Source organism: Arthrobacter silviterrae, assembly GCF_011045165.1.
GTDB classification, from domain to species: Bacteria; Actinomycetota; Actinomycetes; order Actinomycetales; family Micrococcaceae; genus Specibacter; species Specibacter silviterrae.
This window is the reverse complement of the sequence record NZ_JAAKZI010000019.1, coordinates 38,534-53,313: the sequence shown is the minus strand read 5'-3', so window position 1 is coordinate 53,313 and position 14,780 is coordinate 38,534. Positions and strand designations below refer to the sequence as shown.

Genomic DNA, 14,780 nt, shown 5'->3' with positions numbered 1-14,780 from the left:
CAGGACCCGGTCGAAAAGTGGCGTGGAAATCTCAGGACTCCTTGGCACAGGCGGGGGCGCCGGCGTCGTGCTTGGAGGGAACGGCGGAAGGCCGCCGGCCCAGCTGGAACAGCCCGCGCACCGACCACACAAACAGCACCACCAGCATCAGGTTGCGCAATGTGAGCACGCCGGCCATGACGGGGTTGTTGTGCGAGAGGGCGTCATAAAACAGGGGGTAAACCACAAAGGTGAGCACGCCGATGGCAATGAGCATGGCCGCCGGCACCCGCCAGGCTTTCCAGCTGTAGGCCAGCCCGACGGCGACGGCGGGGGACAGCCACACCATGAACTGCGGGGAGCCCACCTTGTTGAACACGACAAACGCCGTGGCCAGTGCCAGCGCCCCCAGCAGGAGCAGCTCGGTGCGGTCGGCGCCGCCGTTGCGCTTGCCGGTGTGCAGGGCCCAGAAAATGAGCCCGGCCACCAGCAGTGCGGCGGCCACCAGCAGTGGCTGCATCAGCACGCTCATGACCTGGGTGCCGGGCCCGTCGACCTGCATGGAGTTGATGTCCTGGTTCATGTACATCCGCGCCCCGCCCAAACCCAGCACGCTCATCCACAGCCACGGAGTGGTAAACGTAGCCTCGAGCTGCATGCCGCGGTCGCCCTGTTGGAGCAGGAAGTTCAGCAGCTTTGGCAGCGACTGCATGGACAGAGCCAGGCCCACCACCAACACAGTCACCAGCACGCCGGCAAGGACCACCCGCACCCGGTGTTTCACCACCGTGAAGAGGGCAAGAACGACGGCGGCCGGCCAGACTTTCATCCACGTCGCCGCGCTCAGGATGGCCGAGGCAAGGAACGGCTGGGCCACACCCAGGGACAGGGCGATGAGCACCACGGGGGCCGTAAAGCCGTCCACGCGCGCAAAACCGAGCCAGCCCAGCAGGCCGGTGAAGCTGATCCACCACAACGCCGCCGGAATGGCCTGGCGGCGCCGGCCCCAGCTGGTGAGCTTCGCCACGGCCAGGAAGTTCAGGAAGGTGATCATCAACACCCACAGGAACAGGAAAGGGGCGTTGCCAAACACGTGCGCCACCGCCATGGGGAGCAGGGCCAGGATGGGGTAAACCCACGGGCTGGGGCCGGTGATGCGGGTTTCGTCAAAACCCACGTCCACCCATGTGCGGTAAATGAAGGTGTCGCTGAACGCCTCGCCGCGCAGGGAAAGGATGCCGGCAAAGACCAGGAAGAACAGGTGGACGGCGGCAAAGACGCTCCACATTCCCTGGGGGGACTTCAACCAGGCGAGGGCAGGTGCCGGCAGGATTCGGTCCCGGGAGTGGGAGAGGCCGGCAAAGAATTTGTCCGTGGAGATGGTTGGGTCCTTCTCAAGCGTGGTTGGGTAGACTGCCAAGATAAGGTGCCCCTTGGCTTTACCATGTTAGCGCAGCCCGCTGTTTGCCCACGGGCCGCCCGGTGCGCGCCGGTGCCCACAGGGCAAACGGATTGTGCATGCCACTGATTGTTCAGGAGAAGAGTATTTGACCAGCCCGGAGGTTGCCGAGCTCGAGACGAGGAGTCCGGTGTCAGCTGCGGAGCCAGTGCACAGGGTGACCGCCAGGTCCGCGGTGTGGCAGGGCTTTGCCGGCTCCGTGATGTTGTTGCTCGGCTCCTTGGGCGTTGGCTGGATGGCTACGGGCAGTTCCCCCCTGATCCGCACCTGGCTGTTCATCCTGGCCAGGACCACACCGGCCGCCGTCATCACCTGTACCGTGCTGCTGTGCGTGGGCGCGCTGCTCATGCTGCGGGCTTGGCTGCGCCTGCGCCAGCACCTGGAGGGCTGGGACCCCTCGTCGCACCGGGTGCTGGTCAAGGCCCTTGCCCTGTGGACCGCCCCCATGATGGCTGCACTGCCGCTTTTTAGCCGGGACTCCTACGCCTACATTGGCCAGGGCAGGCTCATGCAGCAGGGCCTGGATCCCTACACCAACGGCATTTCGGCGTTGAGCAACTACTACAACCTGGGGCCGGACGCACTGTGGACCGAGGCTCCCACCCCGTACGGGCCGATTTGGCTGTGGCTGGAGCAGGCCGCCGTCGGGCTCGCCAACGGCAGCCCCGAACTGGCCCTGATACCGTTCCGCCTGGCCAGCCTGCTGGGCGTGGTGCTGCTGGCCGTCTACGTTCCGCGGCTGGCGGCGCGGCACGGCCTGAACCCGGAGCGGACCCTGTGGCTGGTGGTGCTCAACCCGGTGCTGCTGATCAACTTCATCGGCAGCGTCCACAATGATTCCCTGATGCTGGGCCTGGTGGTGGCAGGCATCTACTACGCGTCCGCCAAGCATCCCGTAGTGGGAATTGTGCTGGTGACCCTGTCCATAGCCATCAAGCCAATAACGCTCATTGCGCTGCCGTTTGTGGGCCTCCTGTGGGCCGGCTCGCAGGCGGGCTGGCGGCGCAAGTTCGGCCTGTGGGCCGCCACGCTTGCCATTTCCATGGGGATCATGGCCGCCATGGGGGTGGTCAACGGGCTGGGCTTCGGCTGGCTGGCCGCCCTGAACACCCCGGGCGCCGTGTGGATATGGTACGCCCCTGTCGGCCTGTTCTCCCGCACGGTGGGCTTCATGGTGACCCTGCTGGGCGGGGGCGCGGCAGGGGGAGTGGTGACCGGCGTCATCCAGACCGTCGGCCAGGGTGCGTCCATTCTGGCGGTGGTGGCCCTGGCCCTGGTGAAGGTGCGCCCGCCGCGGGCGGATGGTTGGCGGGCGGACGCCGTGGACGACACCCGCTACAGCCGCGCCGCCATGCGCCGGATGGCCTGGGCATTTGCGGCCGTTGTGCTGCTTGCCCCCATGATCCAGCCCTGGTACATGCTATGGCTGCTCGCGTTTTTTGCCGTCACAGGTGTCAAGGACGGCTGGCCCCTGCGTGTGGTGTATTTCCTGTCCGTGTTCTTCACGCTGATTGCGCTGACCGACCAGTTGAGCGTGTTCCAGTGGATCCCCGTGGTGCTGGTTCGTGGCGTGGCCATTGGTGTTGGGGTGCTGGGGGCGCTGTGGATCATGCTGTGGGACAGGAAGGTCCGGGGGCTGTTCCGGCCGTCCGTGGCTGCCCGGGACGAGGAGCGCGACGCCGCGGCCGAACGGCCGGTGGCGGCCCGTCGCGGCGCCGTCAACCCAGGTGCTTGAGCGCCTCGCGCCGTGACAGCGGGCTGAGCCGGGCGCCGTACCGGCCCACGAAATCCAGCACCCAGTCCGGATCGGTTCGTGCGTACTGCCGCAGGGCCCAGCCAACCGCTTTCCGGATGAAGAACTCCTGCTCCGCCAGGTTGGGCACCAGGACATCGTGCAGCAGGTCCGTGTCCGTTGCCGACTTGGCGGGCAGCTGGGAAATGATGGCTGCCCGGCGGAACCAAAAATTCGCATGCCCGCTCCACTCCCGCAGCAGCGGGTCCATGGCCGCCCGTTCGGCCAACAGCAGCCCGGTGAGCCTGGGCGCCACGGAATCCACGTAGTCCCACCACTGCCCCTGGCCAATGACGGCGGTGTAAAACGGCAGGAAGCCCAGCTCGCCCCGGGCCGTGCGCGAGTCCGTGAGCATGATGGCCGCGTAGCGCTCCTCCCGGAATTCCGCCCCGGCCCATAGTGCCTGCGCCGTGGCCAGCAGTTCTGGCGGACCCGTGAATCCGTGCTTGCGGGCCAGGGCGCGCACGGCCTGGCGCACCACGGGGGACGGCACGCCCAGGAACGGCATTGCCGACTTCATGTAGGCCGCCATGCCCGCTGCCTTCCCCGGCACGGCAAGCCCCTCAAGGGCGGGTCGAAGGGAATCGAGGAAGGCGGTGTTTGGGGTGGCGGCGCGGTCGGTCATGGGGACAGCTTAACCGCCGCCGGCCGGGGAGCGCTCCGGCTGATGGACGACGGCGGCGCGCCGTGCCGGGCTTCCCCCGCGGGAAGGGGTCTAGCATGTGTATTCCATGGAGCCCATTGGCGTGGAGTTGGTCGAGGAAGTGGTGGCGCAGCTGCGCGCAGCCGGATGCGTCTATGCCGAGGAGGAAGCCGGCATCCTCCTGGAGGCAGCCGGGGATTCCACCATCCTGGCAGGCTTGCTCCGCCGCCGTGTGGCCGGGGACCCGCTGGAGCACATTGTGGGCTGGGCCGGGTTTTGCGGGCTGCGCATCAAGGTGGCGCCGGGGGTGTTTGTGCCGCGTCGAAGGACAGAATTCCTGGTGGCACGGGCGTTGGAAGTGCTTCGGACGGCGCCGGCCGGTTGTTTCCTTGACCTGTGCTGCGGCAGCGGTGCCGTGGGCGCGGCGCTGGCCGCCGCCCTGCCCGGCGTCGGCGTCCACGCCGCGGACATTGACCCCGCCGCGGCGGCCTGTGCCGTGGAAAACCTTGCCCCCTACGGCGGACGCGTCCAGTGCGGGGACCTGTTTTCTCCGCTTCCGGAGGACTTCCGCCACTCCTTCACGGCCATTGTTGCCAATGCCCCCTACGTGCCGGAAGACGACATTGCCTTCATGCCCCCGGAAGCCAGGCTTCATGAACCCGGGGCGGCCCTCAGCGGCGGGCCGGACGGCCTGGCGCTGCACCGGCGCATCGCGGCGGAGGCTCCCGGGTGGCTGCGGCCCGGCGGCTGGCTCCTGCTGGAGACCAGTGCCAGGCAGGCCTCCCGGACCCTGGTGATCTTGGAACACGGCGGCTTTTCGGCCACTGCGGGGCACAGTGGCGAGGTGGATGGCACGGTGGTGGCGGGACAGCTGCGCGGTGGTCGGGCAGCTACGCCAGCGCCTTGAGCAGCGAGTCGTAAACCCATTGCCGGTACCGCGTGCCCGACCAGCCGAAGGTGCCCCTCAGGGAAGCATAGGTGTCCGGGTGCCCGATGGTGAAGATGATGGCGGCAGCGTCGCCGTCGCCCATGCCGCCGGTCAGCCCGCCGCGCTCCCGGACGGCGGCGGCCGCCTCGCGGTAGTGCTCCATGCGCTGCCTGGCCCGGGCATCACGCAGCTGCGCGACGGCGGGGTCGACGGCGGCCGCCTGGGCAATGGCCGTGAAAACGGCGCCGCTGCGGGGCAGCCCCTCGGCAAACCAGTCGGCCAGCACGCCCGCCAAGGCAGGGAAGTCGGCGGCCCGGGAGGTGCGTTCACGCATGAATTCAGGCACGGTTGCCGGGGCGTTGGGGCCGGCGACGGCGGCATCGAGGACGGCCGAAAGGAGGGCAGGTTTGTTCCCGACGGAATTGTAGATGGTCTGGACCGCCACGCCCGCGGCCGCCGCGATGCCCCCGATGGTGGTGGACACATAGCCCTGGGTCAGGAACAGTTCGCCAGCCGCCCGGACAATGTCGAGGCGGGTTTGTGCCGCCTGCAACTCCCGCCGCCCCGCGCGGCCGGATGATCCTGCTGTGCCAATCATGAATCTAGAATAGCATTCCACTCACTGGAAGCGTATTCTAATGAAATCACAGGGCCACGGAGTCGCAGGAGGCGCATCATGGCTGCACGGGACACAGGCGGGACCATTGTCATCGGGGCGGGGCAGGCGGGGCTGGCCACGGCGTTCCACCTGGCCCGGCTGGGAGTGGACTGCGAAGTGCTGGAAAGGGGCGTGCCGGGGGAATCCTGGCGGCACCGCTGGGATTCGCTGCAACTGTTCACGCCTGCCCAGCACTGCAGCCTGCCCGGCCGACGGTTTCCGGCGCCGCGGGGGAGTTTCCCCGCCAGGGACCAGACGGTGGCATACCTGCACGACTATGCCGCAGAACTGCCGGTCACACCGGGCGTAACGGTGACCGCCCTTCGCCGCTCGGGCAGTGGGTTTGAGCTTGACACCTCCAGGGGAACCCGGTCTGCTGCACGGGTGGTGGTTGCCACCGGCGCCACTTCCGTGCCGCGGATTCCGGAGCTGTCACGGGAGCTGGCCCCCGGGCTGCGCCAGCTCCACAGCTCGGACTACCGCAACCCCGGCTCAGTTCCCCACGGTGGCGTCCTGGTGGTCGGCAGCGGCACCTCCGGCGTGCAAATTGCCATTGAGCTGGCCGAAACGCGTGAGGTGTGGCTGGCCGGAAAGGCGCCAGTCCACGTTCCCGATCCCCTGCTTAAGTACGCTGGGGCCCTCTACTGGCAGTTCATTCACCGCGCACTGACCCGGCGTACGCCGCTGGGCAGGAAGCTGGCACCCAAGGTGGTGGCCCATGGCGCCCCGCTGATCTCGGTGTCGACGGCGGATGCCGAACACGCCGGCGTCGTTCTCCTGCCACGCCTTGAGGCCGTCACCGACCGTGGCCTGCCTTCCTTCGCGGGGCGGCCCGCCCCGGCCATCTCAACGGTTGTTTGGGCCACCGGTTTCAGGCCGGACTATGCCTGGATTGCCGGCTTGGAACGCGACGGGAACGGCTGGCCGCTGACGGACAGGGGTGCGGCGGCCGGGCTGCCCGGGCTGTTCTTTGTGGGGTTGCCGTTCCAGTTTGGGCTGACGTCCCCACTGTTGGGCGGGGTGGGGCGGGACGCCAGGCATGTGGCCGGACGGGTTGCCGCTGCACAGCAGGCCGTGTGAAGTTGCCCCCGTCGGGACGATAATGGGGTCATCCCAGGCAACTGGCATGGACGGAAGCAGGGGGCAATGGAATCCCGATTCGGCATAGGCGCCGTGATTGTTGGGCTGCTGCCGGCCCAGGACCCGGCCGTCCTGCTGTGTGCCGCCGAACTGGCTGCGGCAACAGGGGTCCGGCTGGCCGGCGCCTACGTTGACCCGGCCAGCTACCTCATTGAGTGGGACCCGGACGGAAATGTCGACGGCAAGTCGCTGGACCCCGCCCTTGACCCGGAGGACGACGCGCTTCAGGCAGCCCATGAACTCGAGGCCCTGCTCCGCCGCGCGGCCGGTGCGTGCGGCGTGGAGTATTCCTTCCGCACACTGGGCGGTGACCCCGCCATGGCACTGGGCCGCCTGGCTGCGGCCATGTCCGCATCGGCAATAGTTGTCGGGACGCGCAGGCCCGGCGTGGCAGCCGGCGTCAGCGAGCTCGTCGGCGGCTCCGTGGCGCGGAAACTGTTCACCACCCAGCACGTCCCCGTGGTGGTGGTGCCGCGAACCGGGGTCAAGGCGGCCCACCAGGGCTGAAGCCCGGCAAGCAAAGGCCCACCAGGGCTCAAGCCCGGCAAGCAAGGGCCTGGTGCCGGCGTCGTTGGCAGGGGTGACGTCTGCGGCGGTCCTTTCAAAGCACGGGAATTCTGGCTAGCCTCGGGAGGGACCGACCGACACACAATGAGGAGCCATCCGTGAGCCTGCACAAGCACCACCCCCAGCATGACGCCATTGTTTTGGACCCGGCATTCGACGGCGGCGTGGGGTCCATTCCCAAGCACAGGCTGCCCCGCGGCACCCAGGATGCAGACGCCGCCCAGCGATTTGTCCGGGACGAGCTCATGCTGGACGGCAATGCCCGCCAAAACCTGGCCACCTTCGTCACCACCTGGATGGAGCCGCAGGCCGCCGCACTGATGCAGGAGTCGTTGGAAAAGAACATCATCGACAAGGACGAGTACCCGCAGTCGGCCGAGATTGAGCGGCGGTGCGTGAACATTCTGGCCAATCTGTGGAACGCGCCGGCGCCCACCGGGGGAGCGGACGCCGTGGGGTGCTCCACCACCGGCTCCTCGGAGGCCGCCATGTTGGCCGGAATGGCGCTGAAGTGGCGGTGGCGGGCGCGCCGGGAGGCCGCCGGGCTGGACACGGCGAAGCCCAACCTGGTGATGGGTGCCAATGTGCAGGTCTGCTGGGAGAAGTTCGCCCGCTACTGGGACGTGGAGGCGCGCCTGGTCCCACTTGACGGGGCGACCCACCTGACGGCCGCGCAGGCCGCCGCTGCCTGTGATGAAAACACCATCGGCGTGGTGGCCGTGCTGGGCTCCACGTTTGACGGCTCCTATGAGCCGGTTGCTGAAATGGCCGCAGCCCTGGACGAACTGCAGTCCAGGACAGGGCTGGACGTGCCGCTGCACGTGGACGCTGCATCCGGAGGCTTCGTTGCCCCGTTCCTGGACCCGGAGCTGGTGTGGGACTTCCGCCTGGACCGGGTGAAGTCCATCAACTCCTCCGGCCACAAGTACGGCCTGGTCTACCCGGGCGTGGGCTGGGTGCTGTGGCGCAGCACCGAGGACCTCCCCAAGGACCTGATCTTCAGCGTGGACTACCTGGGCGGGTCCATGCCCACCTTTGCGCTGAACTTCTCCCGTCCCGCAGCCCAGGTCATCGCGCAATATTACGTGCTGGTCCGGTACGGCTTTGACGGCTACCGGCGCATTCAGCAGCGCTCGCGCGACATTGCCGGCGCCATTGCCGACGGCGTGGGGCGGCTGGGGCCGTTCACCCTCCTCAGCCGCGGGGACGAACTGCCCGTCCTCGCCTTTAAGCTCACCGCGCCGGACGGCTGGAGCGTGTACGACCTCTCGCACGAGCTGCGCAGCTTCGGCTGGATTGTGCCTGCCTATCCCATGCCGGAGGGGATGGCGGATGTGGACGTGCTGCGGGTGGTGGTGCGCAACGGCTTCACCTTTGACCTGGCGGAGTCATTGCTGGTCGATATGGGCAAGTGCGTGGACAGGCTTTCCGGCGCCGCCAAGCGGGCTGTCGCCTTCCACCACTAAGCCGGGCGGCGCCGGCACAAAAAAGTTGTTGACAACGCTTTTCGGCGGGTTTAGCTTTAAAGAATCAACCAACTGGTTGATAAACGAATTAGTTGATTATAGGCAGTGGACACATGCAGGACACCGGACCTTACGACGACCGCCTGGACAAGGCCTTCCTGGCCCTGGCCGACCCCGTCCGCCGCAGCCTGGTGGCCCGGCTTTCACGCAGTTCGGCCACGGTGAACGAGCTCGCCGAACCGTTCCAGCTGAGCAAACAGGCCATTTCCAAGCACATCCAGGTGCTGGAGAAGGCAGGCCTGATCACCAGGACCCGGGACGGCCAGCGCCGCCCGTGCCACCTGGCACCGGCCGCCCTTGAGGAGCTCACCTTCTGGATCGACGGTTATCGCCTGGCTGCGGAGGCGCGCTTCAGGGCGCTGGATGGGGTCCTGGCCGCCATGAGAACTGCCCCGCCGCCAAACAAGGAAACACGGAAAGAAGTTGGGAAAGATGACTAGCCAAAACACCCTCGTTGTCACCGCCGAGCCGGGCGTGCCCTTCGTGGACAGCGTCCGTGAGGTGGATGCCCCGGTGGCGGACGTGTTCCGCGCCTACACCGACCCGGCCCTGGTGGCCCAGTGGATGGGGCCGCGGGAACTGACCATCGAGATCATTTCCTGGGATGCGCGCATTGGCGGAACCTGGGCGTACACCCACACGGATCCAAGCGGCAACGCGTACGGGTTCCGCGGCGTCTTCCATGACGTGACCCCCAATGCAGGCATTGTGCAGACGTTTGAATACGACGGATTCCCCGGCCACGTCAGCCTGGACCGAGTGGTCTTTGAGGACCTGGGCGGGCGCACCCGAATTGTCAACCACACCACGTTCCAGACGCAGGAGGACCGCGACGGCATGGTGGCCTCCGGAATGGAGCGGGGCATGTCCGAAGGCTACGAACGCCTGGAGGAGCTTCTCACCGGCAAGTAGGTGGGTTACCCCTGGGCAACCACCGTGGCCAGTTTCGCCAGGCCCTTTTCAAAGTCGCCACCCACCAGCTTGTCCATGTTCATGAACAGCATGAAGACCTTGTTCAGCCCCTTGCTTTCCCCGTCCATGGCCCAGGTGACCCGGGTGCCGGAACCTTCCGGGGCGAAGGTGAAAGTGATGGGGTTCAGGGCCTTCATGGGCTTCGTGAACTCAAGCCGGATGGCAATGCTGGCGGGCTCCGACGCGTCGGTGATTTCCATGGTGCCGGCACCGGCCTTGCCTTTGCCCTTCCAGGCGTACTTGGCGCCCACGCCCTTGACGGGCCCGTCATAAGTGCGCGTCATCGAGGGGTCGATGGTCTCCCAGGGGGACCACTTGACCCATTCGCGGAAGCTTTCGACAAACGGGTAGATGGCCTCGGCGGGCGCCTGGATGAGTGCGCTGCGGGTGACGTTGAATGATGACATGCGCCCATACTATGCGCCGTGCGCGCTGTGCAACAGATGGCCGCCCCGCGTGCCTGAAAGCCGGCCTGCGGTGTTGCTTCGACGCCGGAAGGTGCAGGATGGGACCATGGGCTACGACGACGGCGGTGTTATGGGCGGGGATCGGGATCACCTTGGCGCCACAGCGCACCCGAACGGGCTGCGGCCGCACCCGTGGCACCGCTTTGTGGCCCTGGGGGATTCGTTCACGGAAGGCCTGGGCGATCCGGAACCAGGCAGCCCGGGCGGCTTTCGCGGCTGGGCGGACAGGGTCGCGGAGGAACTTAGTGCCAGCCGGGAAGACTTTGCCTATGCCAACCTGGCCGTTCGCGGGCTGCTGCTCCGGCAGGTGTTTGACCGCCAGCTGGCCCCCGCCATCGCCTTGCATCCCGACCTGGTTTCCATCCAGGCCGGCGGGAACGACCTCCTGCATCCCCGTGCCGACCCGGACAAGCTGGCTGACGTCGTCGAGGGTGCCGTGGTGGAGCTGCGTGCGCTCGGGGCCACCGTGCTGGTTTTCGTGGGGCCGGATTCGGGCAGGTCCACTGTCATGGGCCAGTTCCGGACCAAGATTGCCATCTTCAATGAAAATGTGCGCAGCATTGCCGAACGCCACGACGCCGTGGTCGCAGACCTCTGGGCCATGACCGAGCTCCACGATCCGCGCATGTGGAGTCCGGACCGGCTTCACCCCTCAGCCATGGGCCACCATGCCGTGGCGGCCATGGTCCTGGACACGCTTAATGTTCCCCATTCCATGGTGCCCCAGCAACCCAAGCCGCTGCCTGCGCGGAGTTGGCGGGAGGCGCGGGCCGGGGACCTGGTCTGGGCACGGGAGTACTTTGTGCCGTGGGTGCTGCAGGGCCTGAAGAACCGCTCCCACAGCGACGGCTTCCAGGCGAAGAGGCCCTTGCCCGGACCAATAACGGGGCCGGCAGGCGGACCGCTCTTCGGCAACCCCGTCCCGCCCGGCCCGGAGGCCGAAAGTTAAGGCATGGTGGCGCCGTGAAAAGATTCCTGGCCCGCTGGCGGAGTGAACTGCGGGGCACCTTCAGCGCCAACTCGCCCACCATTCCCCAATGGGAGCTGGACCTCGAGCACGGGAACGACGGCGGCTACTTCGGCCCCGACTCCGCCGCCTGGGCCGTCCACGGATCAACGGCAACCCTGGTGGCCGGCATCCAGTCCCTGCTCATCCAATCACTCCACCCCGGGGCCATGGCCGGCGTCCACGACCACTCCGACTATGCCAGGGAACCGCTCTCCAGGCTGGCCGGGACCATCCGCTGGATTTTCACGCTGACCTACGGCGACACGGCCGCCGCGCAGGCTGCCTGCTCCCGGGTGCTTAAAATCCACCGCCACATCACCGGCCGCTACACCACGGCCGCGGCGGAGGAGATGCAGTACAGTGCCAATGACCCTGACTTGCTGCGATGGGTGCACTTGGCTTTCATCGAGGCGTTCCTTGCCTCCAGCCGGTATGTGGGTGGCCCCATGCCGGGAGGGCCGGATTCCTATGTGGCCGACTGGGCAGTTGCAGGCCATCTCATGACAGTAAACAATCCGCCGCTCACGGAACGCGAACTTCACCAGCAGCTGGCGGCCTTCACCCCGGAACTGCGCTACGATCACCGCGTTGCGGACACCGTGGCCTTCCTGAAGAACCCGCCGCTGCCGCGTTCGCAGCAGCTGGGCTACAGGATTCTCTTTGCCTCGGCGGTGGCGGCCATGGCTCCTGAATACCGTGCCCTGCTCCGCCTGGACACGCCCAGGGTGGGAAGGGTCCGGCTCCCGGTGAGGTCGGCTGCGAAGGTGGTGCTCGGCGTCGTGCGGTGGGGGTTGGGAACGCCCGGGCCCAGCGAACGGTCAGCCCGGGCCCGCAGGCGGCGCCTGGGCCTGGACGGGACTGAAGCCAACTAGGCCACAGCGCGGCCCACGCGCCGGCCGGCTGCGGCGGGCCTATGCGGCGTCGAGCTGGTGAACGTTGCGGGAGAGGTAGATGTGGTTGTCGTCCACCCTGTCAATGGCACTGAGCGGGGCGAAGCGGCTGCCGGACCACACGCCGTGGCCGGCAATTTTGACGAAGCCGGCGCGGAACAGGCGCGAGGACATTTCCTTGGGCACGCGCGGTGTGGCGCCGAAAATGGCGGTCAGAATCAGGTTGATCGGGTCCTGGGTGGAGACGCTGGCGGCTTCCTCAAAATCAGCGATTTTCGCGTTGGCCGGTTCCACATGGCTTACCTTGCCAATCTGGCGTCCCTCCGAGTCAATAACCAGCATGCCCTTGATGACGTGGTCGTAAGTGATCATTTCGACACCCTCCTTGAACTCTTAGTTGAACTATAGCTCCACGAGGGTAAAAGTCCCCTGAATGTTCATGCCAATTTTGCAACGGTGGAAAGCGGTGGACATTTCTCACAGGAGACACGCAATTTCCGTGCTGTCCGCGCCCAGCAAGGGGCAATTTACTGGAGAAGCCAGGCAAGGGCCAGACGGAATTAAGGAGTATCGGTGAGCCAAGAAGCACCAGAGAATGATGCTGCGGGCCGGGTGCCTGACGCGCGCGACGGCGGCGCCCGACCATACAACCCGCCCACCCAGGCGCTGCCCAGCACCGGCCAGCCCCCGGGCGCCCAGTTCAGCGCGGCCGGCCCCGGAACGCCCCCTGTCTGGCGGGGCACCAACTCCACCATGGCTGCGCCGCTGAAGAAGAGGTGGTGGACCATCCCCAAGGTGATCATTGCCGGGGCCATAGCCGTGCTGCTGTCAGGCGGAGTTGGCGGCGCCGTCGGCTACGGCATCGGCCATGCAAGCGTCCCGCACCACGGCTTTGGCCAATCCGGCCAGCTCCGCTACGGCCACGGCGGATTGGGCAACGGCACCATTCCAGGGCAGGGCGGCACGGGCGGAAACGGGTCCGGAAGCAATTCCGGGTCCGGCAGCAGCAACCCCTAAAACTTCCTGCGGGGCAGTGCACTGGCACTGTTCCGCAGGATGCCACGAGGCTAGCCTTGGAAGAGGAAAAGTCGGGGCAAACCGCCCCGGCCCTGGGAGGAAACCATGTTGGCAGGCAGCCGTGCATTTAGCGGATATTCGGTGGACGACGTCGGAACGGTCCGGGACTTCTATTCCCGCACCCTGGGCCTGGACGTGGGCGAGGACCACGGGATGCTCAAGCTGAACCTGGCCGGCGGAGGCCAGGTGCTTCTCTACCCCAAGGGGCCGGCCCACGTGCCGGCGACATTCACGGTGTTGAACTTTCCCGTGCCGGACGTTGATTCCGCCGTGGAGGCACTTGCCCGGGTCGGGGTGGCCTTTGAACACTATGAGGGCACGCCTGCTGAAACCGACGACAAGGGCATCTTCCGTGGCGGGGGGCCGCTGATCGCCTGGTTCAAGGACCCCGCGGGGAATGTCCTCAGCGTGGTCCAGGAATAGGGGCCGCAGGCCGGGCAGGCCTGCGGCGAGCCTGGGTCGCCACAACTTCCGTGATTTCCAAGATGATCTGCGTGGAATACTATCTGTGTGACAACATAATTTCTGGGTGTGGAGGCAATTGTGGAAATCGGCGCCTACAGTTTTGGCGACACCCCGCTGGAGGCGGACGGTTCGCCGCGCCCCACTGCGGAGGGCATCCGCAACTTGTTTGACGCCATCGTCCATGCTGACCGGGTGGGGCTGGACTATTTTGGAGTGGGGGAGCACCACACGGTGTCCATGCCCGCATCCTCCCCGGGCGCCCTGGTGGCGGCGGCCGCCGCGGCCACCAAAAACATCACGCTGGGCAGCGCCGCAAGCATTATCAGCACTGATGACCCTGTGCGGGTCTTTCAGCAATTTTCCACGGCTGACGCCGTATCAGGCGGAGGGCGCATCGAAATCACTGCAGGTCGCGGTTCCTCGGTGGAAACCTTCCCCCTTTTCGGATACGACCTGGCAGATTATGACCAGCTGTACTCCGAAAAGCTGGCACTGCTGATGGCCATCAACAGTGCTGAAATGGAAAACATTTCGTGGAGCGGCAGCGTGCGCCCCGCCATTGACAACCTGGCCGTCGTCCCCCGCCCCATACTGGGAAAGCTGCCGCTGTGGATTGCCACGGGAGGCAGTCCGGCGTCGTCCGCAAGGGCAGGGAGCCTGGGACTGCCGGTTTCCTACGGCATCATCGGCGGGGCACCCCACCGCTTTGCCCCGCTGGCCCGGCTTTACCGGGAGTCGGCCGCCCAGGCAGGGCATGCGGGGGACGGCATCAAGGTTTCGGTGGCGGCGCTGGGACTGGTTGCCCCCACCAAGAAGGAGGCCTTGGAGCGCTTCTACCCGGGTTGGCACAACCTCAACGTGGAGATGGGGCGCCTGCGCGGATGGCCCGCCCCGGACAGGAACGCCTACCTGGCCCAGGCCGAGGCCCCCGGCGCCTACTATGTGGGCGACCCTGATGAGGTGGCAGAGCGGATAGTTCACCTGCACGGGTACATGGGACACATGCGGCACTTCCTGCAAGGGGACATCGGTGGGTTGCCGCACCAGCACCTCCTGGAATCAATCACGCTGCTGGCCACGGAGGTCAAGCCGCGGGTGGAGCGCCTGCTCTCGAAAAAGTAGGGTGGCGCCCGGACGTTTCAGGCTGCCCCGGACACTGCCCTTGACACTGCCCGCGGCGGTGGACAGCATTGCCTCAACAGCAATTC

At 66.8% G+C, this 14,780-nt stretch carries 17 protein-coding genes; 12 read left to right on the top strand and 5 right to left on the bottom strand.

What is annotated here, in order from left to right; translation table 11 throughout:
• Nucleotides 1-31: 31 nt before the first annotated feature.
• Nucleotides 32-1,360, bottom strand: coding sequence for a glycosyltransferase 87 family protein (locus tag G6N77_RS11760; RefSeq protein WP_306987510.1), 1,329 nt, complete (start codon nt 1,358-1,360; stop codon nt 32-34).
• A gap of 235 nt (nt 1,361-1,595) precedes the next feature.
• Between G6N77_RS11760 and mptB the strand changes: the two genes are divergently transcribed.
• A complete protein-coding gene (mptB, locus tag G6N77_RS11755) occupies nt 1,596-3,173 on the top strand; it encodes a polyprenol phosphomannose-dependent alpha 1,6 mannosyltransferase MptB (RefSeq protein WP_306986875.1) in 1,578 nt (525 codons plus the stop codon).
• Here mptB and G6N77_RS11750 read toward each other — a convergent pair.
• Nucleotides 3,157-3,855, bottom strand: coding sequence for a DNA alkylation repair protein (locus G6N77_RS11750; RefSeq protein ID WP_165182356.1), 699 nt, complete (start codon nt 3,853-3,855; stop codon nt 3,157-3,159). The two genes, mptB and G6N77_RS11750, sit on opposite strands and share 17 nt — an antisense overlap.
• Before the next feature lie 106 nt (nt 3,856-3,961).
• Between G6N77_RS11750 and G6N77_RS11745 the strand changes: the two genes are divergently transcribed.
• Nucleotides 3,962-4,780 (top strand): putative protein N(5)-glutamine methyltransferase, encoded by an 819-nt coding sequence (locus tag G6N77_RS11745; protein WP_165182355.1) that lies wholly within the window; start codon nt 3,962-3,964, stop codon nt 4,778-4,780.
• Here G6N77_RS11745 and G6N77_RS11740 read toward each other — a convergent pair.
• Complete coding sequence (locus G6N77_RS11740) at nt 4,764-5,399, bottom strand: TetR family transcriptional regulator (RefSeq protein WP_165182354.1); 636 nt, start codon at nt 5,397-5,399, stop codon at nt 4,764-4,766. The genes G6N77_RS11745 and G6N77_RS11740 overlap by 17 nt on opposite strands.
• A gap of 78 nt (nt 5,400-5,477) precedes the next feature.
• Here G6N77_RS11740 and G6N77_RS11735 point away from each other — a divergent pair, with 78 nt between their 5' ends.
• The 5 genes from G6N77_RS11735 (at nt 5,478) to G6N77_RS11715 (ending at nt 9,604) form a co-directional block, all read left to right on the top strand.
• A complete protein-coding gene (locus G6N77_RS11735) occupies nt 5,478-6,539 on the top strand; it encodes a flavin-containing monooxygenase (protein ID WP_165182353.1) in 1,062 nt (353 codons plus the stop codon).
• Nucleotides 6,540-6,605: 66 nt separating this feature from the next.
• Nucleotides 6,606-7,106, top strand: a complete 501-nt coding sequence (locus tag G6N77_RS11730; protein ID WP_165182352.1) for a universal stress protein — start codon at nt 6,606-6,608, stop codon at nt 7,104-7,106.
• Between the two features lie 158 nt (nt 7,107-7,264).
• A complete protein-coding gene (gad, locus tag G6N77_RS11725) occupies nt 7,265-8,632 on the top strand; it encodes a glutamate decarboxylase (protein ID WP_165182351.1) in 1,368 nt (455 codons plus the stop codon).
• A gap of 113 nt (nt 8,633-8,745) precedes the next feature.
• Nucleotides 8,746-9,132 carry an ArsR/SmtB family transcription factor gene (locus G6N77_RS11720; protein ID WP_165182350.1) on the top strand — a complete coding sequence of 129 codons (387 nt, stop codon included), beginning with the start codon at nt 8,746-8,748 and terminating at the stop codon, nt 9,130-9,132.
• Nucleotides 9,125-9,604 carry an SRPBCC family protein gene (locus G6N77_RS11715; RefSeq protein ID WP_165182349.1) on the top strand — a complete coding sequence of 160 codons (480 nt, stop codon included), beginning with the start codon at nt 9,125-9,127 and terminating at the stop codon, nt 9,602-9,604. The genes G6N77_RS11720 and G6N77_RS11715 overlap by 8 nt, the downstream gene beginning before the upstream one ends.
• A gap of 5 nt (nt 9,605-9,609) precedes the next feature.
• Here the strand turns inward: G6N77_RS11715 and G6N77_RS11710 are convergent, their stop codons facing one another.
• Entirely contained in the window at nt 9,610-10,071 is a 462-nt protein-coding gene (locus G6N77_RS11710; RefSeq protein WP_165182348.1) for an SRPBCC family protein, read from the bottom strand.
• A gap of 130 nt (nt 10,072-10,201) precedes the next feature.
• Between G6N77_RS11710 and G6N77_RS11705 the strand changes: the two genes are divergently transcribed.
• Together G6N77_RS11705 and G6N77_RS11700 are read left to right on the top strand one after the other, a co-directional pair.
• Nucleotides 10,202-11,080 carry an SGNH/GDSL hydrolase family protein gene (locus G6N77_RS11705; protein ID WP_165182386.1) on the top strand — a complete coding sequence of 293 codons (879 nt, stop codon included), beginning with the start codon at nt 10,202-10,204 and terminating at the stop codon, nt 11,078-11,080.
• 14 nt (nt 11,081-11,094) lie between these two features.
• Nucleotides 11,095-12,012 carry an oxygenase MpaB family protein gene (locus G6N77_RS11700; RefSeq protein ID WP_165182347.1) on the top strand — a complete coding sequence of 306 codons (918 nt, stop codon included), beginning with the start codon at nt 11,095-11,097 and terminating at the stop codon, nt 12,010-12,012.
• Between the two features lie 39 nt (nt 12,013-12,051).
• On the opposite strand, the gene G6N77_RS11695 is transcribed toward G6N77_RS11700, so the two are convergent.
• Nucleotides 12,052-12,402, bottom strand: coding sequence for a hypothetical protein (locus G6N77_RS11695; RefSeq protein ID WP_165182346.1), 351 nt, complete (start codon nt 12,400-12,402; stop codon nt 12,052-12,054).
• Nucleotides 12,403-12,603: 201 nt separating this feature from the next.
• Here G6N77_RS11695 and G6N77_RS11690 point away from each other — a divergent pair, with 201 nt between their 5' ends.
• The 3 genes from G6N77_RS11690 (at nt 12,604) to G6N77_RS11680 (ending at nt 14,694) form a co-directional block, all read left to right on the top strand.
• Nucleotides 12,604-13,047, top strand: a complete 444-nt coding sequence (locus G6N77_RS11690; protein WP_165182345.1) for a hypothetical protein — start codon at nt 12,604-12,606, stop codon at nt 13,045-13,047.
• A gap of 105 nt (nt 13,048-13,152) precedes the next feature.
• A complete protein-coding gene (locus G6N77_RS11685) occupies nt 13,153-13,530 on the top strand; it encodes a VOC family protein (protein ID WP_165182344.1) in 378 nt (125 codons plus the stop codon).
• A 108-nt stretch (nt 13,531-13,638) separates the two neighbouring features.
• Nucleotides 13,639-14,694, top strand: coding sequence for an LLM class flavin-dependent oxidoreductase (locus G6N77_RS11680; protein ID WP_306986874.1), 1,056 nt, complete (start codon nt 13,639-13,641; stop codon nt 14,692-14,694).
• The last annotated feature ends 86 nt before the right edge of the window (nt 14,695-14,780 follow it).